This window comes from Weizmannia sp. FSL W8-1119 (assembly GCF_038008605.1).
Taxonomy (GTDB): domain Bacteria; phylum Bacillota; class Bacilli; order Bacillales; family Bacillaceae_C; genus Weizmannia; species Weizmannia coagulans.
On record NZ_JBBOZL010000001.1, the window covers coordinates 1558992 to 1584608 of the forward strand.

27 protein-coding genes and 1 riboswitch are annotated in these 25617 nt (G+C 49.5%); of the genes, 1 reads left to right on the forward strand and 26 read right to left on the reverse strand.

The genetic code is table 11. From position 1 onward, the window contains the following. Positions 1–37: 37 nt before the first annotated feature. The 15 genes from nth to NSQ19_RS07605 form a co-directional block, all read right to left on the reverse strand. On the reverse strand, positions 38–697 hold the full coding sequence (gene nth / locus NSQ19_RS07535) for an endonuclease III (protein WP_340702661.1): 660 nt from the start codon (positions 695–697) through the stop codon (positions 38–40). 48 nt (positions 698–745) lie between these two features. Further along, on the reverse strand, positions 746–1441 hold the full coding sequence (locus NSQ19_RS07540) for a DnaD domain-containing protein (RefSeq protein ID WP_207368233.1): 696 nt from the start codon (positions 1439–1441) through the stop codon (positions 746–748). A 108-nt stretch (positions 1442–1549) separates the two neighbouring features. Then, positions 1550–2842, reverse strand: coding sequence for an asparagine--tRNA ligase (asnS, locus tag NSQ19_RS07545; protein ID WP_026104758.1), 1293 nt, complete (start codon positions 2840–2842; stop codon positions 1550–1552). Between the two features lie 95 nt (positions 2843–2937). Next, positions 2938–4125, reverse strand: a complete 1188-nt coding sequence (locus NSQ19_RS07550; RefSeq protein ID WP_340702662.1) for a pyridoxal phosphate-dependent aminotransferase — start codon at positions 4123–4125, stop codon at positions 2938–2940. Positions 4126–4147: 22 nt separating this feature from the next. Continuing rightward, complete coding sequence (locus tag NSQ19_RS07555; RefSeq protein ID WP_340702663.1) at positions 4148–4600, reverse strand: cell wall elongation regulator TseB-like domain-containing protein; 453 nt, start codon at positions 4598–4600, stop codon at positions 4148–4150. Positions 4601–4792: 192 nt separating this feature from the next. After that, positions 4793–7585, reverse strand: coding sequence for an ATP-dependent DNA helicase DinG (gene dinG, locus NSQ19_RS07560; protein ID WP_340702664.1), 2793 nt, complete (start codon positions 7583–7585; stop codon positions 4793–4795). A gap of 136 nt (positions 7586–7721) precedes the next feature. After that, positions 7722–8105: an aspartate 1-decarboxylase gene (gene panD / locus NSQ19_RS07565; protein WP_014098184.1), complete on the reverse strand. Its 384-nt coding sequence runs from the start codon at positions 8103–8105 to the stop codon at positions 7722–7724. 25 nt (positions 8106–8130) lie between these two features. Further along, positions 8131–8976: a pantoate--beta-alanine ligase gene (gene panC, locus NSQ19_RS07570; protein WP_340703176.1), complete on the reverse strand. Its 846-nt coding sequence runs from the start codon at positions 8974–8976 to the stop codon at positions 8131–8133. A gap of 14 nt (positions 8977–8990) precedes the next feature. Beyond that, positions 8991–9830, reverse strand: coding sequence for a 3-methyl-2-oxobutanoate hydroxymethyltransferase (gene panB / locus NSQ19_RS07575; protein WP_017553045.1), 840 nt, complete (start codon positions 9828–9830; stop codon positions 8991–8993). Between the two features lie 265 nt (positions 9831–10095). Next, a complete protein-coding gene (locus tag NSQ19_RS07580; protein ID WP_340702665.1) occupies positions 10096–11073 on the reverse strand; it encodes a biotin--[acetyl-CoA-carboxylase] ligase in 978 nt (325 codons plus the stop codon). Beyond that, complete coding sequence (locus tag NSQ19_RS07585; protein ID WP_061566815.1) at positions 11046–12248, reverse strand: CCA tRNA nucleotidyltransferase; 1203 nt, start codon at positions 12246–12248, stop codon at positions 11046–11048. Before NSQ19_RS07585 ends, NSQ19_RS07580 begins: the two co-directional genes overlap by 28 nt. Further along, a complete protein-coding gene (bshA, locus tag NSQ19_RS07590) occupies positions 12202–13386 on the reverse strand; it encodes an N-acetyl-alpha-D-glucosaminyl L-malate synthase BshA (protein ID WP_340702666.1) in 1185 nt (394 codons plus the stop codon). Before bshA ends, NSQ19_RS07585 begins: the two co-directional genes overlap by 47 nt. Beyond that, entirely contained in the window at positions 13383–14090 is a 708-nt protein-coding gene (gene bshB1 / locus NSQ19_RS07595) for a bacillithiol biosynthesis deacetylase BshB1 (protein WP_013859486.1), read from the reverse strand. Before bshB1 ends, bshA begins: the two co-directional genes overlap by 4 nt. Before the next feature lie 18 nt (positions 14091–14108). Beyond that, on the reverse strand, positions 14109–14909 hold the full coding sequence (gene dapB, locus NSQ19_RS07600; RefSeq protein ID WP_013859487.1) for a 4-hydroxy-tetrahydrodipicolinate reductase: 801 nt from the start codon (positions 14907–14909) through the stop codon (positions 14109–14111). 6 nt (positions 14910–14915) lie between these two features. Next, positions 14916–15260, reverse strand: a complete 345-nt coding sequence (locus tag NSQ19_RS07605) for a nucleotide pyrophosphohydrolase (RefSeq protein ID WP_017553048.1) — start codon at positions 15258–15260, stop codon at positions 14916–14918. Positions 15261–15411: 151 nt separating this feature from the next. On the opposite strand from NSQ19_RS07605, the gene NSQ19_RS07610 reads away from it, so the two are divergent. Continuing rightward, a complete protein-coding gene (locus tag NSQ19_RS07610) occupies positions 15412–16275 on the forward strand; it encodes a YitT family protein (protein WP_013859489.1) in 864 nt (287 codons plus the stop codon). 26 nt (positions 16276–16301) lie between these two features. Here the strand turns inward: NSQ19_RS07610 and NSQ19_RS07615 are convergent, their stop codons facing one another. The 11 genes from NSQ19_RS07615 to aroA all read right to left on the reverse strand — a co-directional run bounded on the left by NSQ19_RS07615 (position 16302) and on the right by aroA (position 25612). Further along, complete coding sequence (locus NSQ19_RS07615) at positions 16302–16784, reverse strand: QueT transporter family protein (RefSeq protein ID WP_340702667.1); 483 nt, start codon at positions 16782–16784, stop codon at positions 16302–16304. Between the two features lie 6 nt (positions 16785–16790). Further along, positions 16791–16835: riboswitch (PreQ1 riboswitch) on the reverse strand. Positions 16836–16937: 102 nt separating this feature from the next. Continuing rightward, complete coding sequence (locus NSQ19_RS07620; RefSeq protein ID WP_013859491.1) at positions 16938–17624, reverse strand: zinc metallopeptidase; 687 nt, start codon at positions 17622–17624, stop codon at positions 16938–16940. A gap of 63 nt (positions 17625–17687) precedes the next feature. After that, complete coding sequence (ypjB, locus tag NSQ19_RS07625; RefSeq protein ID WP_014098173.1) at positions 17688–18479, reverse strand: sporulation protein YpjB; 792 nt, start codon at positions 18477–18479, stop codon at positions 17688–17690. 115 nt (positions 18480–18594) lie between these two features. Beyond that, entirely contained in the window at positions 18595–19191 is a 597-nt protein-coding gene (locus NSQ19_RS07630; RefSeq protein WP_340702668.1) for a DUF1405 domain-containing protein, read from the reverse strand. Between the two features lie 87 nt (positions 19192–19278). Continuing rightward, entirely contained in the window at positions 19279–20043 is a 765-nt protein-coding gene (locus NSQ19_RS07635) for a menaquinol-cytochrome c reductase cytochrome b/c subunit (protein WP_013859494.1), read from the reverse strand. A 38-nt stretch (positions 20044–20081) separates the two neighbouring features. Beyond that, positions 20082–20756 carry a menaquinol-cytochrome c reductase cytochrome b subunit gene (gene qcrB / locus NSQ19_RS07640; RefSeq protein ID WP_013859495.1) on the reverse strand — a complete coding sequence of 225 codons (675 nt, stop codon included), beginning with the start codon at positions 20754–20756 and terminating at the stop codon, positions 20082–20084. A gap of 10 nt (positions 20757–20766) precedes the next feature. Beyond that, a complete protein-coding gene (locus NSQ19_RS07645; protein ID WP_013859496.1) occupies positions 20767–21279 on the reverse strand; it encodes a QcrA and Rieske domain-containing protein in 513 nt (170 codons plus the stop codon). A 162-nt stretch (positions 21280–21441) separates the two neighbouring features. Beyond that, positions 21442–21903 (reverse strand): YpiF family protein, encoded by a 462-nt coding sequence (locus NSQ19_RS07650; RefSeq protein ID WP_017552407.1) that lies wholly within the window; start codon positions 21901–21903, stop codon positions 21442–21444. 45 nt (positions 21904–21948) lie between these two features. Next, complete coding sequence (locus NSQ19_RS07655) at positions 21949–22494, reverse strand: ReoY family proteolytic degradation factor (protein ID WP_019720942.1); 546 nt, start codon at positions 22492–22494, stop codon at positions 21949–21951. Between the two features lie 135 nt (positions 22495–22629). Further along, the gene (locus NSQ19_RS07660) at positions 22630–23895 is read right to left on the reverse strand and encodes a tetratricopeptide repeat protein (RefSeq protein WP_017552409.1); all 1266 of its coding nucleotides are present in this window, start codon (positions 23893–23895) and stop codon (positions 22630–22632) included. Between the two features lie 433 nt (positions 23896–24328). After that, on the reverse strand, positions 24329–25612 hold the full coding sequence (gene aroA, locus NSQ19_RS07665; protein WP_340702669.1) for a 3-phosphoshikimate 1-carboxyvinyltransferase: 1284 nt from the start codon (positions 25610–25612) through the stop codon (positions 24329–24331). Between the last annotated feature and the right edge of the window lie 5 nt (positions 25613–25617).

Genomic DNA, 25617 nt, shown 5'->3' on the forward strand with positions numbered 1-25617 from the left:
AGCATGGAGAAACGATTCTCCATGCTTTTTCGTATTCTCATTTCTTGTTCTCTTTCTGCTTCATCCGTTTCTCCCCTTCCCTGCACAGGTCAAGAAGCGGGCAGATTTCACATTGCGGGCGCTGGGCCTTACAATGGTAGCGGCCGAAGAAGATCATCCGATGGTGCGTGATCGACCATTCCTCTTTCGGCACTTTTTTCATTAAGGTTTGTTCCACTTCCAATACACTGTCTTTGTAGCGGCAAAAGCCGAGCCGTTTGCTAACTCTCTCTACATGGGTATCGACAGCAATGGCCGGAATGCCAAAAGCAACCGACAGGACAACGTTTGCCGTTTTTCTGCCGACGCCGGGCAGTTTCATCAGTTCTTCCCGCGTTTGCGGCACTTCCCGCCCGTATTCCTCGATGAGCATCCGGCAAAGTTTTTGGATGTTTTTTGCTTTGTTGCGGTAAAGCCCGATTGACCGGATGTCCTGCTGCAGTTCTTCAAGCGGCACGGCAATATAGTCATCCGGGGATTTATACTTTTGAAACAGATTTTTTGTCACTTTATTGACGAGCGCATCGGTGCACTGGGCGGATAATGTTACCGCGATCAGCAGCTCAAAAGGATTTGAATGATTCAATTCACAGCGGGCATCCGGAAACATTTCCCCCATTGTCTCAAGGCAATGCCGGATTTGTTGTTTTGTCAGCATCTCTCAAACTCCCGTAACTAGTTTACATAAAATTATTATCGTCACCTTTTATTGTTCAAGCCAGTTATAAAACGGCACCGGATTGGTCGTTTTCGGTTTTTCTGCTTGCGGTTTTGACGATTTGCGGAAATTCCTTCCATATTCGCGTGCTTCATCCACCGCCCGGATGCCGTTCTTTTTCCATTCAAACAAAATGCGGTCTATGTAGCGGAAATTCAGTTTGCCGGAGATAACGGCTTCACGCAGGGCGGCTTTAATCAAATCAGGGGATTGCCCGTCCTGGTCAATCCACATCGCCAATGTTTCGCATTCGAGCGGCGACAGCGGCCTGCCAAACTCCTGTTCAAACGTGGTGTATAAATCGGTTTCTTCGTTTACGCTTTTTTCAAGCTCGTCCTGTTTTTTCTCATAGATAAATTCATCGGCGAGTTTCGCCCACAGCGGCATGATCGAATATTTTTCATACAGGATGCCGCCTTCCCCTTCCCCTTCTTCAATGGACAAAAACTGATGCTGGATTAGACGCCGCAAAATCGAAACGCACATACTTTCCGGAATGGTAAGCCTGCCTGCCAGATCTTCAGGCGTCGGAAACGCATTTCCCTCTTTTAAAAAAGAATAAACTTGCAGCAAAAGCACAAGTTCCGTTTCATTAAGGCCAAGCTGTTTGTATTTTTTCAATAAGAGCTGGGGGACGGTCAATATCCCTTCTTCCCACCAGGCAAGCAAAAGATCTTTATCCATGTCGGACACCTCAATGTAAGTATAGCAGTTTAAAAACGGCAAGGAAATTGAAAAAACCATCTGAAAAGAAAAACGGCTGCACACCGTTATTGCAGCCGTTTTTTTCAATTACGGATAGATCCGGTTCAAAAGCCTCGGGAACGGGATCGTTTCGCGCACATGCTCAACGCCCGAAATCCAGGCAACCGTCCGCTCAAGGCCCAGCCCGAAGCCGGAATGCGGAACAGAACCGTATTTTCGTAAATCAAGATACCATTTGTACGCCTCTTCCGACAGATTGAAATCTTTGATCCGTTTCAGCAACAAATCATAGTCATTGATCCGCTCGCTGCCGCCGATGATTTCCCCGTACCCTTCCGGCGCAATCAAATCGGCGCACAGCACGACTTCCGGGCGCTTAGCGTCCGGCTGCATGTAAAACGGTTTGATTGCAGCCGGATAATGCGTAATGAAGACCGGCTTGTCGAAACTTTCGGCAATCGCGGTTTCATGCGGCGCGCCAAAATCTTCGCCCCACGTAATATCATCAAATCCTTTTTCATGGAGCAATTCAATGGCGTCATCATACGTAATCCGCGGAAACGGCGCCGACACTTGTTCAAGCTTTGAAGTATCGCGGCCAAGCCGGTGCAGGTCGAGTTTGCAGTTTTCCAAAACGGACCGGACGATATAGGAAACATACTGTTCCTGCACTTTCAGGCTGTCTTCATGTTCATAAAAAGCCATTTCCGGCTCGATCATCCAAAACTCGATCAAATGGCGGCGCGTTTTCGATTTTTCGGCGCGGAACGTCGGGCCGAAAGAGAATACTTTTCCGAATGCCATCGCTGCCGCTTCCATGTAAAGCTGCCCGCTTTGCGACAGATAGGCTTCTTCATCAAAGTACTTCGTATGGAACAGCTCGGTCGTCCCTTCCGGCGCACTGCCGGTTAAAATCGGCGGGTCGATTTTCGTAAACCCGTTCATATTGAAAAATTCATACGTCGCCCGGATGATTTCGTTCCGGATTTTCATGACAGCGTGCTGGCGGCGGGAACGGAGCCATAAATGCCTGTGGTCCATTAAAAATTCGGTCCCGTGCGCTTTTGGTGTGATCGGGTAATCTACGGCTTCATGGATGATCTGAATGCCAGCCACCTGGAGCTCGTAGCCGAACGGGGAGCGGGCATCTTCCCGGACGGTGCCGGTAACGTAAAAAGAAGTTTCCTGGCTCATCGATTTTGCCGTTTGAAAGACCTCTTCCCCGGCTTCGTTCTTTACGACCACGCCTTGTATAAAGCCTGTCCCGTCACGCAGCTCGAGAAAGGCAATTTTGCCGCTTGAACGTTTATTGTTCAGCCAGACCCCGATCGTCACTTCCTCCCCGATATGCTGGTGTACTTCTGAAATGGTGATTTTCACGGTATTTCCCTCCAAAACAATTTCCGGCTTGTCTCCCATATGTACCGGAATCCATTATACTAAACAAAAGCGGAAAAAGGAAACAAGTCAAAGGTTCATGCTTTTTTCCGTGTTTCCACGAACTGTTTGATCCGCTTGAGCGCTTCTTCGAGATTTTCCAAAGAAGTGGCATAAGAAAGCCGGATATTGTTTTCCGCGCCGAAGCCTGAACCCGGGACAACGGCAACGCGCGCTTCCTCGAGCAAAGCCTCCGCAAATGCGTCAACCGTTTGAAAACCGGTCAGCTTTGCGGCTTTCTTCACATTCGGGAATAAATAAAAAGCGCCTTGCGGTTTGATGCAGGTAATCCCGTCAATTTCAACCAGCCGGTTAAAAACTGCATTGAGCCGTGCCTCGAAAGCCTGGCGCATCTCTTCCACGGTGCGCTGGTCCCCGCTGTATGCGGCGAGTGCCGCGAACTGGGAAGGCGTTGCCGGATTGGAAGTCGAATGGCTGGCAAGATTTGTCATCGCTTTAATGATTTCCCCGTTCCCGGCCGCATAGCCGATCCGCCAGCCGGTCATGGAATGGGATTTTGAGACGCCGTTAATGATCACCGTCTGTGCTTTCAGTTCCGGTGAAATGGTGGCGATCGAGACATGCCGGCTGCCGCCGTACACCAATTTTTCGTAAATTTCGTCCGACACGATCAAAATATCGTGTTTCAGGCAGACTTCGCCGAGTTTTTCAAGTTCTTCCCTTGTATACATCATGCCGGTCGGATTGCCGGGAGAGTTGAGTACAAACGCTTTTGTCCGTGGTGATACGGCTTTTTCCAGCTGCTCCGGCGTTATTTTATACTGGTTTTCTTCTTTGCCTTCTACAAAGACCGGGACGCCTTCCGCAAGCTTTACCTGCTCGGGATAGCTTACCCAGTAAGGAGACGGGATGATCACTTCATCGCCCTGGTCGAGCAGCACCTGAAACAATGTATACAAGGCGTGTTTTGCCCCGTTGGTGATGATGATTTCATTTGCTTTAAAGCCAAGCCCCTGGTCTTTTTGGAATTTTTCAATGACGGCCTCTTTCAGCGATGCCATTCCGCCGGCCGGGGTATACTTCGTCTGGCCGTCCAGCATCGACTGGTACGCGGCTTCAATGATCTCCTTCGGTGTATTGAAATCAGGTTCTCCTGCGCCAAGGCCGATCACATCGATGCCTTGCGCCTTCATTGCTTTTGCCTTTGCCGTAATTGCCAACGTGGATGACGGCGTTAATGCACTTACCCTTGATGCCAGTTTCATACGATTCACCTCTCCAAACGGATCAATTGGATTTTTTTAAAAAAGGAACCTCATCATAGCCGAGGCTGTTTCCTTTTATATAAGCAACTTCCCAAATGGGAATCTGGCTTTCCATGCCGAGCCGCACAGATAAAATTTTATCTGGCCGCCTTTTTTGCACCACTTGTTTCACTGCAGCCTGTTTTGAGATGCCGGTATTCAAGTCTAGGACGGTCACGCGTTCCGGTTTCTTTTCAGGGATCCAAACCGCTTTTTTCTTCCCGCCTTTGCCTTTCCCCACGACAACATAATAGGTGCTCTTGCCATTGTAAAGATAAAATGCATCGGCAGCCCGGATGCCGGCTTTGCTTTTGGCAACAGCGGCCGCTTTGTTGTATGCTTCATCATACGGTTTCCGTGCTTTCCAATAAGTCTCTGCCGCAAATCCGGCTATCGCGATGACCAAAATGCAAATTGAGATCAGTGCTTTTTTCATTCCGAACCCTCATTTTCCATGGCGTAAATCCTTTTAAGCAGATATTGTCATTCATATCAGTTCCCATGCAGGCCATCCTAAGCTTAGAATCATTTCCTTCATCATTATACAGCAAAAATGAATGAAAAAATGATGCATTTGATCATTTTTCCGGTCCACCCTGTTTTGTGCTGCATTGTCGCAGCACTTTTTTTACAGCCAGCTTTCAATGGCCTCAAGCGTCCCGTTCAGATCCAGGTGCCTGATGCGGACCGGCGGCAGCGATTTTATGAACGCCGGCCCGTATGTGGCCGTTTCAATCCTCCTGTCCAGGACAAGAAAAATGCCGCGGTCATGGCGCGTCCGGATAAGCCTGCCAAACCCTTGTTTGAACCTGAGCACGGCTTCGGGCAACGCATAAGCGGAAAACGGATTTTTCCCTTTTGCCCTGAAATAATCGGACTTTGCTTCTATAACCGGCTCATCCGGGGGCAAAAACGGGAGGCGGGCCATCACGAGGCAGGAAAGGTCATCGCCAGGGATGTCAACCCCTTCCCAAAAACTGCTTAAACCGAGAAGGATCGCTTTGTCAAATTTTTGAAAGCTTTTCGTTAACCTCGACCGGCTGCCGCTTGATATGCCCTGGGCGATGAGCATATAATCTTCAAGCATTCCGCTTTCTTTCATCAGCTGGTACACCTTTTTCAACAAATCAAAGGATGTAAATAAAATCATCATCCTGCCCTTTGTGGCCTCCGCAACGGCAAGCAGATAACCTGCCATTTTTTCCGCAAAGTCTTCCATACTGGCGGATCCGATATCAGGAAGGTCGTTCGGGATAATAAACTGCACCTGCCTGTCAAAGCGGAAAGGCGACGGAATGCGGACCGTTTTTGTGGTGTGCGAAAGCCCCGTCTCGCCCAGAAAATAGCGGAAGCTTCCGCCAACGGTCAATGTCGCGGAAGTAAGCACGACACTCTTTTTTTGCGAAAAAAAAGCTTTTTGCAACGTTTCTCCGGCATGCACCGGCTGGCAATAGATGACAAGGCTGTTCGGGAGGGCGCGCAAATCTCCTTCCACCCAGACGACATTTTCATCCCCGCCGTTTTGGCCGGCGAAAACGGCCAGGTTCTCGCGCAAAAGGCGCCAATCTTCCAAAAAGCTGTACATTTCTTCGATAAAAGCGAGTGTCTGTTCTTTCATCTGTTTTTCGGAAAGCAACTGCGAAAGCCTTTCTTCCAATGCCTGCGAAATCTCTTTCATGGACGCCCTGACCCGTTCCGTACAGAGCAGGACCGCCTGCCATGCTTTTTGTTTCCAGTTTTCTTTTTTAATTCTTAATTTGATTTTCTGGTAACCGTTTGTTTCCCGCTTCGCGCGCATCACTTTTTGGGCGAGCATGCTGAATAAATCATCGAGCTCGGCATCAAGCCCCTGAAGGATTGCATCGCATTCAAAAGCATGCAGCCCGGCTTTTAGCCCGTATTTTTCCATCATTTTTTCCAATTTGTAAAACAGCTGTTTTTGCTCATACAGGCCGAGCCTTGCCATCATATATTTCATTTGGTTGTAACTTGCGCGTTTCCCGATCGTTTCCCGGGCCGCTTGTTCAAGGCGGTGGGCTTCATCAATGATGACGTATTGAAATCCGTCAAACACCGACTGGTCCCTTTCAAGTTCCGCGCACAGCATCGCATGGTTCGTGATGGCGATGTCAGCAGAGGCTGCGCAGGCTTTGGCGTAAAGATAAAAATCCCGCGATTTCCACGGATCTTTTTTATCCGTATGCCAGCCGTCCTGTTTAATCCGCTGCCAAAAATGTTTTCCGCCGCCGGATAAATGAAGCTCGTCAAGATCGCCGCTTTCTGTTCCGGTAAGCCAGACCAGGATTTGCATTTTGGCAAATACGGCGTCGTACTGCCGGTCCGGTTCTTTTAACGACTGTTCAAACTTAAACAAATGCAGGTAATGGCTTCTCCCCTTTAGCAACACGGTCCTGACCGGGGTTTTCAGCATCTGTTCAAGCCTTTTGATTTCCTTATTTAAAAGCTGGTGCTCAAGCGCAACCGTATACGTGCTGATTAACACCGGTTTTTGTTCCGAAATCGCTTGGAAAGCGGCCGGCACAAGATAGGCAAGGGATTTGCCGATGCCCGTGCCTGCTTCCAATGCGACATGCTCCTCAGCAGAAAAAGCTTCCCGGACATGGTCCATCATTTCAAATTGGGCGGGGCGCGCTTCCATCCCGGCGCCTGAAGCCGCAAACCAGGATTCTTTTTCAGCCGCATCCTGCGGATAACGGCCAATCTCGCGCGGGCCGTCATCCGCAGGCAGGCTTTTCCGTTTTAATGCGATGCCCCGGTATACTTCCATATCCGGCGGCAAATGCTCGATATACCGCCGTTTCTCTTCCAGTATATCCTCCAAAATGCCGGCAAGGTCGCTTTTCAAGGAATAAGAAAGCGGCACGAGTTGTTCAAGTGTGACGACAGGAAGGGACGCACACTTTTCCATGCAGGCAAGAAGCAGCTTTGCCGTAACAAAAGCATCACTGTCCGCCCGGTGCGGCCGTTCATGATAAAGGGACAAAGAATCGGCCAGATCCCCCAGTTTATAACTGTTTAAAGTTGGAAATGCAATTCTCGAAAATTCAACGGTGTCAAGGCTCGGCCCGCGAAACGGCGGAAACCCCGCAGCCTTTAATTCCTGCTGCAAAAACGGTAGGTCAAACAGCACATTGTGGGCGACAAATATGCTGCCTTCCAAAATTTCCATGATGCGCGGGGCGATCTCCGAAAATACCGGTGCTTCTTCAAGCATGCCGTTATCGATCCCGGTCAATTCCGAAATAAACGGCGGTACCGGCTTTTCGGGATTGACGAAGCTTGTAAATTGCGTTTTGATCTCCCGGCCTTCAACCACAACAGCGGAAAACTGGATGATGCGATCGCCTTTTTTTGCTGAATTTCCTGTTGTTTCAAGATCTACGACTACATAGCGCTGCATAACATCACCTGACTAAAAATAATTGCCCCGTTTCTTCCATATTGTACTATTTTAACATAAAATCGATCATTCGCCACAACCAGGCTGCAGAAATTGAAAAACCGCCCTGCCCGAAAAAGCAGGTGCGGTTTTCCCCCTACAGAATCGTGGAAGCCGGTTCTTCCGATAACATTTTTTCAATCCGGTTTTTTGCATCAAGCAGGACAATTTTCGGATGGTGGTTTTTCATTTCTTCTTCCGTCAAAAGGGCGTACGAAATGATAATCACAATGTCACCGGGTTGTGCAAGCCGGGCGGCCGCGCCGTTCAGGCAGATGACACCGGATCCCCTTTCACCCGGGATAATGTACGTTTCAAATCGCGCCCCGTTGTAATTGTTCACAATTTGCACTTTCTCATTGGGCGCCATTCCCGCAGCATCCAGCAAATCCGCATCAATCGTGATGCTTCCGACATAGTTTAAATTCGCTTCCGTTACGGTTGCCCGGTGGATTTTTCCGTTCATCACAGTCCGTAGCAAAGCAATCCCTCCCTATTCTTGTTGTTTATCCTGCAAAAATGATATTGTCGATGAGCCGCGCTTTTTCAAATTGGACGGCGACTGCGAGGATACAGCGCCCGTTTATGGACTGGACCGGTTCGAGTTCAGGATAAGAATACAATTCCACGTAATCGATTTTCCCGGACAGATGCGCGGAAAGATGCGCTTTCACAAGGGAAATCACTTTTTCCGGGTTTCTCTCTCCCTGTTCAACCGCTTTGTTTGCCAATTGCAAACTTTTGTATATTTCGGGCGCTTCTTTCCGCTCCGCCTCCGATAAATAGACGTTTCTCGAACTTTTTGCAAGGCCGTCCGGTTCGCGCACAATCGGGCATGGGACAATGTCAACCGGAAAATCCAGATCGCGGACAAGATTTTCAACAACGGCCGCCTGCTGGGCATCTTTCAGCCCGAAATAAGCGCGGTCCGGCTGGACGAGGTGAAACAGTTTTGAAAGGACTACCGCCACGCCGTCAAAATGGCCCGGCCGCTTTCTTCCGCAAAGGACATCCGTCCCCTTTGTCACTTTTATTTGAACCGATAAAGCGCGCGGATACATTTCTTTAACAGACGGGATAAACAATACATCAACGCCGGCTGCTTCCGCTTTATGCCGGTCCCCTTTTGCATCGCGCGGATACCGGTCGAAATCTTCATTTGGCCCGAACTGGAGCGGGTTTACAAAAATGCTCATGATGACAATATCGTTTTCTTTTCTTGCCTGCTTTGCCAAGGCGAGATGGCCTTCATGCAAATAGCCCATCGTCGGGACAAACCCGATCGACTTGCCTTCTTTTTTATACCGGGATACAAGCGTCCGGATTTCCCGCTTCGTTTCTGCAACGCTCATCGCCTGTGCGGTTTTCATTTTGCACGCCCCCCGTACAGTGTTGCCAGCTCTTCTTCTTTCATCGTGTACGTATGCTTTTCTTCAGGGAACGCCCGGTTTTTTACTTCCTGTACATATTGGCGGAGCCCGCTGTGCATCACGGCATCCGCATCGGCAAATTGCTTCACAAATTTTGCCACTTTTTCGCTTCCGTATTTCACCAGGTCATGGAATACAAGCACCTGCCCGTCTACGCCAAGCCCGGCCCCGATTCCGATGGTTGGAATGGAAAGGGCGGATGTCACTTCTTCCGAAAGCTGCCGCGGGACGCATTCCAGGACGACGGCGAAAGCGCCGGCCTCCTCGCACGCTTTCGCATCTTCCAGCAGCTTTTTGGCGGCTTCCGCTGTTTTTCCCTGGACTTTATAGCCGCCGAAAATCCCGACCTTTTGCGGCGTCAGCCCGATATGAGCCATCACCGGGATGCCCGATTCCGTAAGCGCTTCAATGTGAGCCGCAACTTCTTTCCCGCCTTCCAGTTTTACGGCATGGGCCCCGCCGTCCTGAATAATGCGGGCGCCGTTTTTTAATGTTTCTTCACGGCTCAAATGGTACGACATAAACGGCAAGTCGGTGACGACAAAGGTGTTTTTCGCCCCGCGCTTGACCGCTTTCGTATGGTGGACCATATCCGCCACGGTCACCGGAATGGTCGAATCATAGCCGAGCACGACCATGCCGAGCGAATCGCCGACAAGAATCATGTCGACGCCCGCTTCTTCTGCAAGCTTTGCAGAAGGGTAATCGTAGGCGGTCACCATTGCAATTTTTTCTTCTTGCGCCTTCATCTTCACAAAATCCGTCGTTTGTTTCATTTTCCAACACTCCTCACCTGTCATGGATTGACCGGTGCAGAGGAAACAAACAATTGGAAAAAGGAGCCCATCACTGGACAGACGGGCTCCCTGTTTTTTCAATTGTTCATTTTGGCCCTCTGTCCCCGTCCGTTTAAGGATCAAGGCAGAATCTATTTTGTATAAAAAGCTGAAATGGTATAGTTCCGAAATAGATACTACCCAAGTTGATTATAACAGGAATGGCCGGATTGCGCTATATCCGGCCAAAAATTTTGTCAATTTTTTAACGTTCGATTTCAATATCTGCGGAATAAATGGCATGCATCTGCCCGTCTTCCCCTTCGAGCTGGAGCACGCCGTCATCCGTGATGCCGACCGCACGCCCTGAAATATCCCCTTTTAACGTATGCGCCGTGATTTTTTTCCCTGCCACATTGGCATAGCTTTCCCATAAAATTTTAAGCGGCGCAAAGCCGTCCCTGAGATAAATTTCCTCGTATTTTTCCAATTTTTCAAGGATGCGCTGGACGAGCAGCGCGCGTTTTACCTTTTTGCCCGAGGCAAGGGAAAGGGATGTTGCGATCGGTTTTAAGGCTTCCGGGAAATCGGTTTCGTTTACATTGATCCCGATCCCTGTAATCACGGCCTGGATCCGGTCTGTGTCCGCTTCAAGCTCTGTCAGGATCCCTGCGCATTTTTTTTCGCCGATTAACAGGTCATTCGGCCACTTGATCTCCGGCACAATCCCTGCCGTTTCTTCGATTGCCTGCGCAACAGCAACGGCGGCAATGAGCGTAAACGGGGGCGCCATTTGCGGCGGAAGATCCGGCCGCAGGACAATGCTCATCCAGATACCGGTATATTTAGGGGAGTACCAGGACCGCCTGAGCCTGCCCCTTCCCCCCGTTTGCTGCTCAGCGATAACAAGCGTGCCGTCGGGGCAGCCTCTTTGTACGAGCTGGTGCGCGAGCCGCTGGGTCGAATCGATCGTTTCCCGGTAATGGATGTTTCTTGCAAGCCGTTTTGTCCCGAGCCCGTACCGGATTTCATTTTCCGTCACTTTATCGCCCGTTGCTTTAACACGGTACCCTTTTTTCCGGACCGCTTCCAATTCAAAACCTTCTTTGCGCAGCTCTTCCATATGCTTCCAAACTGCCGCCCGCGAGCAGTTCAGTTTTTTCGCCAGCGTTTCTCCCGATACGAAGCCGTCCCCTGCTTCCGTCAGCAGTTCTATTATTTTTTCTCTTGTGGATATTTGCACAAAACCCACCTCCGGATTGCCTCATATTGGTTTTCGATTTCGCCGTTTATCAGCGCTTTTTCAATCTCACGAAGCATTTCTTTCAGCCACGGGCCGCCTTTTTTCGAAAAAAGCGCCATCAGCTTTTTTCCGTCGATGGCCAACTCGCTGCGGTTTTTCACTGGCAATTCCCGGAAAGCCTGCCGGAGGGCGGCAATGCGGGGCGCCGGGTTTTCGCGGCGAAAAGCGCAGAAAACCGCTTCAGCATCCACTGCCGTTTGCTCGCCGGCATCATAGAGCATAAGCGGATCCCACTTTCGCCCGGCGCGCATCCTGAAAAAGCCGAGCGTACGCACGATGGCTTTCCGTTTTTCATTCGGCAGTTTCCATTTTCGCAAAAAAGCGTTGGCATCTTCCGGGTTTGCGGCGGCAACAAGGTACACCCAAAGCTGTTGTTCTGACAATTCGTTTAACACCGGGTGCAGGGCAGAAAAAAGCTGCGCTTCCCTGCCGCAAAGACCGGGCAGAAACCCGAGCAGCCCGGTTTCTTGAAGCAGTTGCAACGCTTCATACGGATGCTCTCCTTCCAGCAATTTGATAAATTCCTGGGTAATCCGCTCAACGGCAATATGCCGGATAAGCGGTGCATGGCGCTTGATGGCCTGTTTCGTCCCGTCTTCAATCCAAAAACCGAGCTGACTCGTAAACCGGGCGGCCCGCATCATCCGAAGCGCGTCTTCCCGGAATCTTTCTTCAGGGGATCCGACCGTTTCAATCCGCTTCATCCGGATGGCTTCACTGCCTGCAAACGGATCAATCAGTTTCCCGTTTTTATCCATCGCCATCGCATTCATCGTGAAGTCGCGCCGTTTTAAATCTTCAAGCAATGAGTCCACATATTCAACCGATTCCGGGCGCCGGTAATCTTTATATACCGACTCGGTCCGGAACGTCGTGATCTCATACTGGTTTCCTTTATACAATACAAGCACTGTTCCATGTTCAATGCCGATGTCGACAGTATGTGTAAAAAGTGCCTTTACCTCTTCCGGTTTCGCCGAGGTGGCAATATCGACATCGTGCACCGGCCGCCCAAGCAGGCTGTCGCGGATCGATCCCCCGACAAAAAAAGCTTTGAACCCTGCATCTTCAAGCGTCCGGATAATGGGAAGCGCCGTCTGAAATGGCGGGAGCATGTCCATCAACCTCATTTACCGTTTGTTCATATATTTGTTCATATTGTTTCAAAATGTTGCGGGAATAAAATTTATCTTTTACCGTCTTTTCGCACGCTTTCGAAAACGCAGCATAAAGGCCCGGATCCTCAAGCAGCCGGATGGCTTTTCCGGCAACGGCTTCAACATCGCCCAGCCCGCACAAATAGCCGTTCATCCCGTCTGTTATCACTTCCGGAATCCCGCCGACCCGGGTGCCAATGCACGGGACGCCGCACGCCATCGCTTCAAGCGCAACAAGGCCGAAACTTTCCTTTTCCGATAAAAGCAACATCAAATCGCTGATTGCGTACAGCTCCTCGAGCCGGTCCTGCTTTCCTAAAAACAAGACATCTTTTTCAATACCGCATTGGGCAACGAGCCGGGAGACGACGGTCATTTCCGGCCCGTCGCCGACAAGGAGCAGTTTTGCCGGCATTTGTGCCCGCACTTTCGCAAAAGCCTTGACGACATCGGGCACGCGCTTTACCGCCCGGAAATTGGAAACGTGAATCAGCACTTTTTCCTTTTCCGAAATGCCGTAATCCTGTTTTAAATGGCCTGCCTCCATTTTCTGGTATACGCGTTCATCGACAAAATTATAAACCGTCGAAATGTTTTTCTGCGGCCGGATCAAATCATACGTTTGCCGGACAAGTGCATCGGAAACCGCCGTCACTGCATCCGACTGTTCAATCCCGAACCGGATGGCGGAGACAAGCGACGGGTCATACCCGAGCACGGTGATGTCTGTGCCGTGCAGGGTGGTCACGATTTTCATCCGGGTACCGGCCATCATTTTGCCGAGAATGGCGCAGATGGCGTGTGGAATCGCATAATGGACATGGAGCACATCCAGCTGTTCCCTTTCCGCCACTTCCGCGATCTTGGAGGCAAGCGCAATATCATAAGGCGGATATTGAAAGACGGCGTACTGGTTCACTTCCACCTGATGGGTATAAATATTCGGGTACATTTTATTGAGCCGGAACGGGACACTCGAGGTAATAAAATGGATCTCATGGCCGTTTTCGGCAAGCAGCTGGCCAAGTTCCGTTGCAATGACGCCGGATCCGCCTACGGTCGGATAGCACGTAATCCCGATTTTTAACTTTTTCATAAGTCGAGCACATCCAAATTCACAAGAACCGGTTTTTTGCTTAAAAACCCTTCTGCATATTTCACCCCGAGCTCTTTCCCGAACATCCTCTCGCGCGCAGTGACCGCTTCAATATAGCCATCCGTAAGCGGGGTATGGACACTTCTTTCCCGAATCGAAAACTGGCTTTCATAGGCATGGAGACTCTCAAGTTTTTTGTCCATAAAGTTGGTGACATCGACGACAAAATCGGGCGGATGAAAACCGTTTACCATATAAAAATAAAGATGTTTCGGTTTATGGGAAGGAAGATCCGGTTCAGAACGGTATTTCCTGATGCCGGCCGAAAAAAAGGCTTCCTCTGTAAGCCTGCCGCAGTTACCGTGATCGGGATGGCGGTCTTCATGAAAAGGCGCAAACACGACATCCGGCTGAAACTTCCGGATGACACCGGTAATCGCGCGGATAGCGTCCGCTTGCATAAAAAGGCCGCGGTCCGGCAATTTCAGCGTTACTCTTTCTCTAACCCCGAGGCAAGCTGCCGATTTTTGTGCCTCTTTTTTGCGGTTTTCAACCGTCCCGTTCGAAGACAGCTCCGCTTCTGTCAAATCGCATATCGCAATTTTTTTCCCCATCGATGCCCATTTGGCAATGGATGCCGCCATGCCGATTTCGACATCGTCGGCATGGGCCCCGAAAGCGAGAATATCCACCTTGCCGGCCATTTCCTTTCCTCCTTCCGGTTAATCCAAAATATTTTCGAGCCCGTAAACAAATGTATTGAGGTTCATCACCGTTTCAACGGCTACTTTCACCCCTGACATGAAAGATGCGCGATCCATCGAGTCATGACGGATCGTAAGCAGCTGGCCGTCCCCGCCGAACAGCACTTCCTGGTGGGCGACAAGGCCGGGCAGGCGGACGCTGTGGATATGCATGCCTTCAAAATCCGCGCCCCTTGCACCTTGTAATGTTTCTTTTTCATCCGGATGCCCCTGCGTTTTTTTTCTTCTTGCTTCCGAGATCATTTGCGCCGTTTTTACGCTCGTACCGGACGGGGCATCTTTTTTCCGGTCATGGTGCAGCTCGATGATTTCCACATCCGGAAAATATTTCGCCGCCATTTGCGCAAATTTCATCATCAGCACTGCCCCGATTGCAAAATTCGGTGCAATGATACAGCCGATTCCTTTTTGTGCGGAAACAGCCTTCAGTTCTTCCAGTTCCGCATCGGTAAACCCGGTCGTCCCGACAACCGGACGGACACCATGTGCGAGAGCCGTTTTCGCATGGAGGAACCCTGCTTTCGGCACCGTCAAATCAATCCATACATCCGCCGGGCAGTTTTCAAGGCATGCTTCCGGGTCGGTATACACCCGGACCGGCTCGCCGTTATAATCGGATACATCATTGAACAGTTTGCCGTCAAAAGTCCTGTCCACTACGCCAACGAGTTTAAAATGTTCCGTCCGCTCGATCAGCCGCACCGCCTCGCTCCCCATTTTCCCGCGGGCCCCGGCAACAATAATCCGAATATCATCCATGTTTCATTACTCCTCCTGCTCTTTTCGCGTCCATCTGTCTTTATCACGCGTGTTAAATTTCTGCAAAACCATTGTATGGGCTTCCTGTAAATCAATATGTAAAGCATTTGCCATGCAAATGACGACAAACAGCAAATCGCCGAGCTCTTCTGCTACGGTTTTCGGCTTCTCATCCGGTTTTTTCGGTTTTTCCCCGTAATAATGATTGATTTCGCGCGCCAGCTCCCCAAGTTCTTCCGTCAGCCTTGCTGTAAGCGCAAGCGGACTGAAGTACCCTTCTTTAAACTGGCTGATATAATCATCGACTTCTTTTTGCATTTGCCGGATCGATTTGTTTTCTGCCATTTTCATCCCCCAATCCTGTAATCCTCTTCCATGTTAGCCAAAAACGGCAGATTTTACAAATCATATATTTGCTTTTCTCTCTGCCTGATTGCCCTTTTGTACCGCTTTCGCTATAATGGGAACGCCGGATATATACCGGGGAAGGAGGATACGGATTATGCTGAAAATGAAAAACATCTTTTTTATCCTGCTCGGCTCTTGCATCTTTGCCTTTGGCATTGTCCATTTTAATATCCAGAACCATCTGGCGGAAGGCGGTTTTACCGGAATTACGCTGCTGCTTTACTATTTATTTCACATCAACCCCTCTTACTCCAATCTGATTTTGAATATCCCCGTATTTTTTGTCGGATGGAAGCTGCTTGGAAAAAAATCGTTTTACTATACACTGGTCGGGACGGTCGGCTCCTCTCTTTTTTTATGGATATTTGAAAAGAAACATTTCCATATTCCGCTTCGCGATGATATGTTTCTTGCGGCGCTGTTTGCCGGGGTATTTATCGGCATCGGGCTCGGGATTATTTTCCGCTACGGGGGGACATCGGGAGGCGTCGATATTATTGCCAGGCTCGTATTTAAATATAAAGGCGTGGCAATGGGCAGGACCATGTTCATGTTCGACGCATGCGTGATTACGCTGTCGCTTATCACCTACCTGCATTACCGGGAAGCGATGTACACGCTCGTTGCCGTTTTTGTCGGCTCGCGAGTTGTCGATTTTCTGCAGGAAGGGGCCTATACGGCTAGAGGCGCTTTTATCATTTCGGACAAGCATGATGAAATTGCCGAGAAAGTCATGAAGCAGATGGACCGCGGCGTTACCGTTTTTCGCGGGCACGGCATGTTCACGAAACAGGACCGGGATGTGCTGTACTGTGTCGTCGGAAAACATGAGGTGTCCCGTTTAAAAGGCATTATCCATTCCGTTGACCCCCATGCTTTCGTGTCGATGATGGTGGTCCATGATGTGCTCGGGGAAGGCTTTACGCTTGATGAGAATAAACAGCCGATTGAAGATTAAAAAAGAGCTGCCGCGGCAGCTCTTTTTTAAACCTGTTTTTCAAAATGCAGGCGTTTGTTGATCAGGTAGATAACCGGCATTCCAATCAGCATCACGGCTAGCTCGCCGGCACCTGCCGTCAGCCAGCCGAAAAAGAAAGGCACGCCGTTAAACCATTGCATTTCCCATGCGATAATAAACATGGAGGCCGTAAAAGCAATGGAATTAAGGATCATCTGTCCCCAGACGCCCTTTATAAACCGTGTGGATAAAATGGTAATCGCAAGCGCAAGGACGGACTGGGCTGTACCGATGAACATATCATACTTGATCGGCGAGAAAAACAAGTTTGAGAGAAAAACGCCTGCCACAATACCGATCATATACTTCTTGTTAAACACAACGAGATGGTTAAAAATTTCAGAAACACGGAACTGGACGTTCATAAACGCAAGCGGCTGGATAAAAAATGTCACCGCAATATACAGTGCCGCGACAACCCCGTTGACGACGAGTGTTTTCAGTTTCAAATGCATCTCTCCTTAGTTTTTTTACGTGGGATGGTTTCGAACCACGGGTTGGAAACAACCAAACTTCTTCATTATAATGCAAACCAGCACATGCAGCAAGACGAAAAAAAGCTTTCCGGGTTGCCGATACACCCCGGAAAGCTTTTCGTATTGTCAATTATTGTTGTTATTGCCGTTTAAGTTGGTAAAGATGAGGATTAAACGCAGCAATTCAATGACCGCAACCGCCGCGGCAGCTACATATGTCAGCGCGGCAGCCGATAACACTTTGCGCGCTTCCCTTTCTTCCCCGCCGCGGACGATGCCGAGCGACGTGACCTGGGCAAGCGCACGTGACGACGCATTGAATTCAACCGGCAATGTCACAAGCTGGAACAACACGGCAAGCCCCATCAGAATAATCCCAAGCAGGAACATGCCTGTCGCATGCGTGAACATCCCGATCAAAATAAAAATCCAAGAGGCGTTGCTGCCGATATTCGCCACAGGCACGAGGCGGTGACGGAAACGGAGCGGCCCGTAATTGACTTTATCCTGAATGGCGTGTCCGCATTCGTGCGCCGCAACAGCAGCCCCCGCAATCGAACGCCCGTGGTAGTTGGCAGTCGACAAATTGACGGTTTTGTTAATCGGATTGTAATGGTCGCTAAGAAAGCCGCTATGTTCTAGCACTTTCACATGGTATAAGCCATTTTCGTCCAAGATCATCCTTGCCACCTCAGCGCCTGTCATGCCGGATGCATTTGCGACCTTTTCATACTTACTGTATGTGTTTTTTACCTTCAGCTGGGCCCAGATCGGAATGATCGCCAAAATGAGATAGTAAATCAAAAACGACATTTGCCACCCTCCTTACCCTCCATGGTAATCTTACTTTTATTGTATCCGAATAAGGTCAAAAGGTCAATCCATATGATCGGTCTCGTGACGCTCTTCTTTTTGCCCTTTGTATTTTCTCCATCCGACATACGATAAAGTAAGAATGATGATGCTGCCGGTGGAAATCATAATCCACCAGAGGGAGGGGTCGGCTTCATCTTCCTTCATGGCTTCAAACAGCTGCTTTAAATCTGTCCGGAGCGCCTCCAGCTCCTTTTTTCCGGACCCGCTGCCTGCCACCTTGTCCCGATAACGGTCAATATAAGCGATTTTCGAATCGAGCCGCTGTATTTTTTCAACCGGCAGATCCACTCTTAAACTCGGCTCGATCACTGCATATTGTTTGAGGAACAGGTTTAATTTTTCGTTGTACGTTTCACGCTTCCCTGTTGCGGCTGCTTTTTGCACCTCTGTAAATGAAGACATCACCGGCCCTTCCATCTGCGTCCAGAGCGGCTGATACTTCGATTGGATCGCATCCACCACGAGCCGGAATGACGTGCAGGCATCCACTTTCTCCTCAGGCTCTGCGCTTACTTTCGTCAACGCCTTTACCGCTTCATCATGAGTGACGGTCAAAACTCTCAATTCATCCATCGTTAAACGTTTATTTTTAAACGATTGCCTGGAAAATGTTTTCGAAAATTCATTCAGCACATTTTTTGCTTCTGCATATTGCCCGTTTTTCGCCAGCTGCAATGCCTCGTCGCTTAGGTCATTTAAATGTGCCAAAGCATCATCCGAACCTTTTGCAAAACTTTTTCCGGCAAAACTTAACATGAACACACAAAGAAGGATCACTACTTTTCTCCTCATCCTTGTCCCCCCTCATACTGTTACTAACTTATGAAGGGAAGGACAAGAGTAGACCATAAAAACAGCCTGGCGTCCGTTTCGGGAATTCCTGTTTTCTGCCGGCGGAAAAAGCGATTTAAAGTTCGAGGCGGAGCCGCCTTTTGTGCACGGCAAACCGGTATGCAAGCAAAACAGACAGGATGCTCAGCCAAAAGGTAAAATAGCCGATTTCACGGATGTACCGGTATACATCTTCGTACCGGGAAAACTGCATAAAAACGTAGTCAATGATATCATTGTGCAAAGCCCATACCGCCGCAACCAAAAGATGCTTCCATTTGAATTGGTAAAACGGCGCATACAATATTCCCTCTATCGCCATTGCCAAATGGGAAGCCATCAGCATATATCCCTGCCATGGCAATGAGCCGTTTACGATCAGCACGAGAAGGTTCATCGCAACCGCCCAAATCCCGTATTTAAAAAGCGTCACCATTGCAAACGCCTCCACATACGGCCAGTGTTTCCGCCATAAAAAGGCAAGCAGCACAAACAGAAAGAACAGGCTTGCGGTCGGGCTGTCCGGGACAAACAGCCAAAACGCGGGCGGCGTATCGCGAAGCTGCCACCCGTACCAAATGTAACCATAAATGGTCCCTGCAGCATTGGCTAAAAAAAGCAGCCAAAGGACACGCCTGTCTGCCAGCGCCGCATACAATGCCGGTACATTCATCGTTTTCCCCCATTTCAAAAAAGATAGATTCATTTTAACAAAACAGACAGCACGAAAAAAGCCGGCTTCTGCCGGCTTTTTTTGCTTTTATTTCGATTTTAGCCCGGCGATATAATCCGCCAGTTTTTTCAAATCCTGATCCGAGCCTTTAAATTGGTTAGGCGGCATTTTCCCTTTGCCTTTTTTGGCAATCTTTGCAATTTCATCCGCACTTAAGCCTGTGCCGACCAAAGAAGGAGCTGCCGCACTACCCTGGAGATTTTCCCCGTGGCACGTTACACACGTCTGCTTGGCAAATACTTTATAGCCTTCAGCATTTTTGTCAATGGAAACCTGTTTCACGATTTTCCCCTGCTCTTTCGCTTTTTTCCAATCGTGGTGGGCTGCCGCTTCCCATGTCAGGTAGAATATCGCACAAACCGCGAGCAGCATAAACCCGGTTGCAAGGGGCCTGTCAAGCGGCCGCCGCTTAGGGCCGCGGTCAATAAACGGCGCCAACAGCAGTGCAAGAAAAGCAACGCCCGGGATCGCGAGCCCGATTACCTGGTACGGGCCGGAAGAATAAGTATACTTTAATAATTCATACAGGAATAGAAAATACCAGTCCGGCATCGGAATATAACTTGTGTCCGTCGGGTCCGCAATCCGCTCAAGCGGCGACGGGTGCGCGGCTGTGAGGCATAAAAAACCGACAAGAAAAACAGCGCCGACGAGCCACTCTTTCAGCAAAAAGTTCGGCCAAAAAGCTTCCGTTTTACCGGGATACTCCGAGTAATCCTTTGGAATATTCGGTTTGCGGTCCGCATTAATTCTGGAATCGCCAACAAATCTCATTCCTTTTCCGCGATGCATCCTTCCCCCTCCTTTTGTCCGTTATGGATACTTATACATTACAGCGGTCCGGAAATTCCCTGCTTGCGGATCATCAAAAAATGGGCTGCCAAAAGCAGCATCAGCACCGCCGGCAGGAAAAAGACATGGATGGCAAAAAACCGCGTCAGCGTCTGGGCGCCGACAATATCCGGATGGCCGGCCAAAAGCGTTTTAATATACGGCCCGATAAACGGCACCGAATCCGCAATCTGCAGGCTGACTTTTGTCGCAAAAAGCGCTTTCATATCCCACGGAAGCAAATAACCGGTGAGGCCGAGCCCGAGCATGACGAAAAAGATGAGCACGCCGACAATCCAGTTCAGCTCGCGCGGCTTCTTGTATGCGCCCTGGAAAAACACCCGCAGCGTATGTAAAAACATCATGACGATGACGAGGCTTGCCCCCCAGTGGTGCATTCCTCTCACAATCTGGCCGTATGCCACATCATGCTGCAAATAATAGACAGAGTGCCAGGCATTTTTAATATCCGGGACATAGTACATCGTTAAAAACATACCCGACAGAATCTGGATGGCTGTTATAAAGAAAGTGAGCCCCCCAAAACAATAGACAAAAGCGGAAAAATGGTGCGCCGGGTTGACATGCTCCGGCACTTCATGGTCGGCAATATCCCGCCAAAGCGGCGTAATATCAAGGCGCTCGTCGACCCAGTCATACAATTTGCTAAGCATCTCTTCCCCCTCACTTCACATATGGATTTTTCTGCGGTTTGCCCAGATACAGATAGCCGCCCTTTGTTTTGACAGGGTATGCATCCAAAGGCGCGGAAGGTGGTGTTCCCGGTATGTTTTTCCCGTTTTTCTCATACCGTCCGCCGTGGCAGGGGCAAAAAAACTGATTCGGATGCGCTTTGTTCGTATTCCAGTTCACGGTACAGCCGAGATGTTTGCAAACCGGTGAAAGTGCCACAATATCGCCTTTGCTGTCTTTATACACCCAGGCCGTCTGGGTGACATCCGATTTATACCAGCCGTCTGTCTGTTCGTATTTAAAATCGACACGCACCGGTTCGCTTTTAATATCGGAAACTTTCAATTTGGTTGGATGAAAGTCGCCGGCTGCTTCCGCCTCGAGCACCGGGTCGACGGCAAAACGGAGCATTGGCATCAGCGCACCCGCAGCCATAAATCCGCCTACGCCCATCAGCGTGTAATTCAAAAACTGCCTCCTTGACACCGGATCTTTTTTGCTCAACCTGTCCCCCCCCTTACAGAACTCTCGGTTTCATACTATTTTCAAGATGCAGCAAATACACTCTTATGATAAAACAAAGATATTTGCCGGTCAATGAATATTGTCTATTTTATGTCAAATATCTTTCTACTCGAAATAAACTGATATTTTAATATAACTTTTTCAGTTTTCCCCCCATGACCGGACAATGGTGGAGATAAGCTGTTTCACCTGTTCATCCACAATGGCATCCCGCTGTTTCTGTTCCATATGTTCAAGCGGGACAGCCGGCATCCAGAGCACATTTCCGTTCAGTTCGGCCTGGAGCCTTTGCCAGCCGGGATCGCTGGTCAAATAAAAAATATGCCGGAACCCGCTTTCAGCCAATTCGGCTTCCCATGACTTGATGGCAGGCCCCGCGCTATCCGGGATCGCCTGCTGCAAATATGGGAAAGCGGGCAGCAAAACAATCCGGCCTTTAAATTGTGACTCAAGGCAGCCTGCGATCATCTGGATCCATTCATATCCGGAAGCGAGCTGCCGGATACGGTCCCCGAATGAAACCGGGACAAGCGGCAGGACTGCCGTGTCAATAAAGTAACGTTCCTGTTGGTACAATTCCATGTCATTTGCACGCCAGAGCACGAATGATACCCCTTTCATTTTCCCCACGGGCAGAAACCGGAATGATTAATCGTCCAGTTCTTTCATCTCCCCGCTTAATTCGACAAAACGGCTGTAATCTTTCTCATCGAGCGCTTTGTCGATTTCTTCCCGCAGTTTATTCCGTTTAAAATCTTTCATGCTTTTCTCCAATAATTTTTCCGCCATTTGCCGGTCTGTCTCGTTTATATGGAGATCTTTCGGCATATACGGGTTTTCTTCAAGCACAGCCGCATACTGGTACGATAATTGGGATTTTTTGAAATTGAGCTGGATATAAATGTCTTCTTCACGGTTCAGCCGGATATCATGGAAAGACTTTTCCGCATCCGTTGTCATAATATTATCTTTATAAAAGCGGAACGGCACATTGTCCACGCAGTGCGTCGACATGATGATGCCGCGCGGGCAAAGATGCGCTTCCTCGACGAAATGGACTTTTTCCATCAGCTGGTCGTGGCTCATTAAATAATTCAAGATCCAGACTGACTCCCGTCTTTTTAATTGGTAATGATTTAAAAACCAACGGATAAACTCCTTTTTCTCGTTGATTGAAACAGGGGTGAGAGCCATCGTAATCCCTCCTCTGCAAATTGAATGGCCGAGTTTACAGCGGGCAGCTTTTTTGATAAAACATTGGTTTACACCTTCATTATACCTTTTCCCGTCTAAACCGCCTACGAAAAAGTCCGGCAACGATGGCCGCAATTAATTTCCGTCTTCAAGCCTTTCAAGAAGTGCAATCCATTCATCATTTGCCGGATCTTCGCGCAAAAGCTTTTGGAAAATGCCGTAAGCCTCTTTCCTTCTCCCTTCTTCAATCAGAAAATAACCGTAATCCTCCAGAAACACCGTGTCGTTTTGTAAATCATTATATGCATATCCATAATACTTTAATGCCTGAGAATATTCTTCCAAATGCTTAAGCGATATGGCCAGATCCCAGTAAAGCCGAGGGTCGGTATCCCCTTCTTTTTCCATGCTGAGGGCCCGGTCACGGACTTCTTCGTACCGCTCCTTTTGAAGCAGCAGCTCGTTGTAGGAAAGGGCCGCATCCAAATAGCCGGGATCCAGTTCCAGCGCTTTTTTAAAATAATTTTCCGCTTTTTCCTCATCGCCTGCTTTTGTAGCCATTTTTCCAGCAAAATGATAAAGTTCTTTATCATACTCGTCTTCTTTTATGCCCTTTTCAGCAGCAGCAAGCGCTTCTTCCGGCATTTGTTCGTGCTCATATGCACGGCCAAGATACAGGTAAAGCGGATGGTAGCCGGGATCCGTTTCCCGCAATTCTTCAAACAGCTCTATCGCTTTTTCATAAAATCCTGCCTGGTACGCGGTTAAGGCATATCCAAATAATGTGTTCGCCTCAAAGCGGCCTTCCATGGCATGCTCATATTGGTGCAAGGCCTCTTCAAACGCGCCCGCTGCGCTCAGCACTTCTGCAAGGCGCCCGTGGATGTTTGTATCCGCAAATGTATCGATCCCTTTGCCCAAAAGCCACTCATATTCACGGGAAGCTTCCGCATATCGGGCACAGGAAGTGTAGAACTCGGCAAGCGCAAAATGGATGACAGGTTCTTCCGGCAAAAGCGATGCAGCTTCCATCAGTTTGTTTTCGCTGACCTCATACAGGCCCTGCATTTGATACAAATCCGCAAGCAAAAGCAGTGCACGCGGGTAATCGGGGTCCGTCTCCGGAATGCGGTCGAGGTATAATATGGCTTCTTCTTCCTTGTCCATATCAATAAGCGTTTCCGCCATTAAGATCACAAGCTCGCCGTCATCCGGATAAGACGCAAGCAAATCTTTATATAATTGCTGTGCTTCATTCAGAAAACCGAGGCCCTCAAGCTGCCCGGCAAGCGCATATTTCTCTTCGTCCGTGCCGAGCGCGAGAAAATCTTCAAATGTTTTTTTCGCCTCCTCGAGCCGGCCTTCTTCCAAATGATCCAACAATTGTTCCATTAAGCTCATGAAAATCTTCCTTTAATCTTTGATGTGTTTCCTTTTGCTGAACCTCTTGCAACGGGAGCCGCGGGATTTTTGCAAAGCCAAAATCCCGGTTGCCGCTAAAAGCGCTCCCCCGGTCCCCTGGTGAAATGGCAATCGGCCCTTTTCCCGGAGCCCGCTTGCCTGCAGGAAAAGCCGTGGGTGTCCTTGGCTAAATCATAAAGAATTTTGAAGGCCAGGGCAAATCATTTGCCTTTCCGGGTTTCCTGTTTAAATATTTCTCCGCCGTGCATGAAAATCCCTTTTTTTCACAGCAAAAATAAAGCGGGGCACGGGATTTTGAATTTCCGCACCCCGCTTTTCCACGGACATCATGATCAGGCGCCTGTTCTCTGTTATCCTGAAAACAGGCACCGGCTGATTGCTGGTGTCTGTTTTCAATAGGCGTCTAAAGCCGTTACAGAACGGATTTCAGATCATCAAAAAACTGCGGGTATGATACGGCGATTGCTTCCGCCCCTTTCAGGCAGACAGCATCCTTTGCCACAAGTGATGCAACGGCAAGCATCATCCCGATTCTGTGATCCCCGTGGCTTTCCACCGTCCCGCCTGAAAGCCGACAAGGGCCTTCAATGATCATGCCATCCGCTGTCGCCTCAATTTGGGCGCCCAGTTTCTTTAATTCCCGGACAACCGTGTCAATCCGGTTTGTCTCTTTCACTTTCAGTTCTGCGGCATCTTTTATAACCATCCTGCCTTCCGCCTGTGTAGCAAGAAGGGCAATGATTGGAATTTCATCAATGAGGCGCGGAATCAGCCCGCCGCCGATTTCCACCCCTTGTAAAGCAGCCGGGCGGATCACCAACGTGCCTGTTTGCTCGCCGTCAGATGGGGCATGTGTTTCGACCACTTCCATATCCGCGCCCATTTGCTTTAAAACATCAAGGATCCCGGCACGGGTCGGATTGAGCCCGACATCCGGCAAGACGATTTCACTTCCGGGCACAAGCGAAGCAGCAGCCATAAAAAAGGCGGCGGATGAGATATCGCCGGGCACATCGATCTCCGTGCCATGGAAAACCGCGCCACCCCGGACGGAAATCGTTCTCCCTTCCGTCCTGACCTCGCCGCCAAATGCCCGGATCATTCGTTCAGTATGGTCGCGGGTGGGCTGCGGCTCATGCACAATTGTAGAGCCGTCTGCCTGAAGGCCGGCTAAGAGGAGCGCGGATTTTACCTGCGCGCTTGCTACAGGCAGCTGGTATTCGATTCCCCGAAGCGCCCCGCCCCTTATAGAAAGAGGGGTGAAATTGCCGCCCCTTCTTCCGTCAATGTGCGCGCCCATTTCGCAAAGCGGTTTTGTGACGCGTTGCATCGGGCGCCTTGCAATCGATTCGTCGCCGGCAATGACCGAATGGAAGGGCCGGCCGGCAAGAAGACCGAGCATCAGGCGGGTCGTCGTGCCGGAGTTTCCGGTATCGAGCACCGTTTCCGGCTCCGACAAACCGTCCCATCCTTTTCCATCAATCACCACCCGGGTGCCATCCCGTTCGATCGGCACGCCCATTTGCTGAAAACAATGAATGGTGCTCAAACAGTCGGCGCCGGGGAGAAAATTTTTTACAATCGTTTTTCCCCTGGCGACAGCGGCAAACATAACCGACCGGTGGGAAATCGATTTATCCCCCGGAACTTTAATCGTACCTTTTAACCCTGTTTGCGCGGGTGCCAATTTTTCCATTGCAG

Coding starts and splice junctions, on each gene's coding strand:
- nth (WP_340702661.1), bottom strand. CDS start 697: ATGCTGACAAAACAACAAATCCGGCATTGCCTTGAGACAATGGGGGAA.
- NSQ19_RS07540 (WP_207368233.1), bottom strand. CDS start 1,441: ATGGATAAAGATCTTTTGCTTGCCTGGTGGGAAGAAGGGATATTGACC.
- NSQ19_RS07550 (WP_340702662.1), bottom strand. CDS start 4,125: ATGAAACTGGCATCAAGGGTAAGTGCATTAACGCCGTCATCCACGTTG.
- NSQ19_RS07555 (WP_340702663.1), bottom strand. CDS start 4,600: ATGAAAAAAGCACTGATCTCAATTTGCATTTTGGTCATCGCGATAGCC.
- dinG (WP_340702664.1), bottom strand. CDS start 7,585: ATGCAGCGCTATGTAGTCGTAGATCTTGAAACAACAGGAAATTCAGCA.
- panC (WP_340703176.1), bottom strand. CDS start 8,976: ATGAGCGTTGCAGAAACGAAGCGGGAAATCCGGACGCTTGTATCCCGG.
- panB (WP_017553045.1), bottom strand. CDS start 9,830: ATGAAACAAACGACGGATTTTGTGAAGATGAAGGCGCAAGAAGAAAAA.
- NSQ19_RS07585 (WP_061566815.1), bottom strand. CDS start 12,248: ATGCTCCCGCCATTTCAGACGGCGCTTCCCATTATCCGGACGCTTGAA.
- bshA (WP_340702666.1), bottom strand. CDS start 13,386: ATGAAAAAGTTAAAAATCGGGATTACGTGCTATCCGACCGTAGGCGGA.
- bshB1 (WP_013859486.1), bottom strand. CDS start 14,090: ATGGCCGGCAAGGTGGATATTCTCGCTTTCGGGGCCCATGCCGACGAT.
- dapB (WP_013859487.1), bottom strand. CDS start 14,909: ATGGATGATATTCGGATTATTGTTGCCGGGGCCCGCGGGAAAATGGGG.
- NSQ19_RS07605 (WP_017553048.1), bottom strand. CDS start 15,260: ATGAAAATGGCAGAAAACAAATCGATCCGGCAAATGCAAAAAGAAGTC.
- NSQ19_RS07610 (WP_013859489.1), top strand. CDS start 15,412: ATGCTGAAAATGAAAAACATCTTTTTTATCCTGCTCGGCTCTTGCATC.
- NSQ19_RS07620 (WP_013859491.1), bottom strand. CDS start 17,624: ATGTCGTTTTTGATTTACTATCTCATTTTGGCGATCATTCCGATCTGG.
- ypjB (WP_014098173.1), bottom strand. CDS start 18,479: ATGAGGAGAAAAGTAGTGATCCTTCTTTGTGTGTTCATGTTAAGTTTT.
- NSQ19_RS07630 (WP_340702668.1), bottom strand. CDS start 19,191: ATGAATGTACCGGCATTGTATGCGGCGCTGGCAGACAGGCGTGTCCTT.
- NSQ19_RS07635 (WP_013859494.1), bottom strand. CDS start 20,043: ATGCATCGCGGAAAAGGAATGAGATTTGTTGGCGATTCCAGAATTAAT.
- qcrB (WP_013859495.1), bottom strand. CDS start 20,756: ATGCTTAGCAAATTGTATGACTGGGTCGACGAGCGCCTTGATATTACG.
- NSQ19_RS07655 (WP_019720942.1), bottom strand. CDS start 22,494: ATGGCTCTCACCCCTGTTTCAATCAACGAGAAAAAGGAGTTTATCCGT.
- NSQ19_RS07660 (WP_017552409.1), bottom strand. CDS start 23,895: ATGAGCTTAATGGAACAATTGTTGGATCATTTGGAAGAAGGCCGGCTC.
- aroA (WP_340702669.1), bottom strand. CDS start 25,612: ATGGAAAAATTGGCACCCGCGCAAACAGGGTTAAAAGGTACGATTAAA.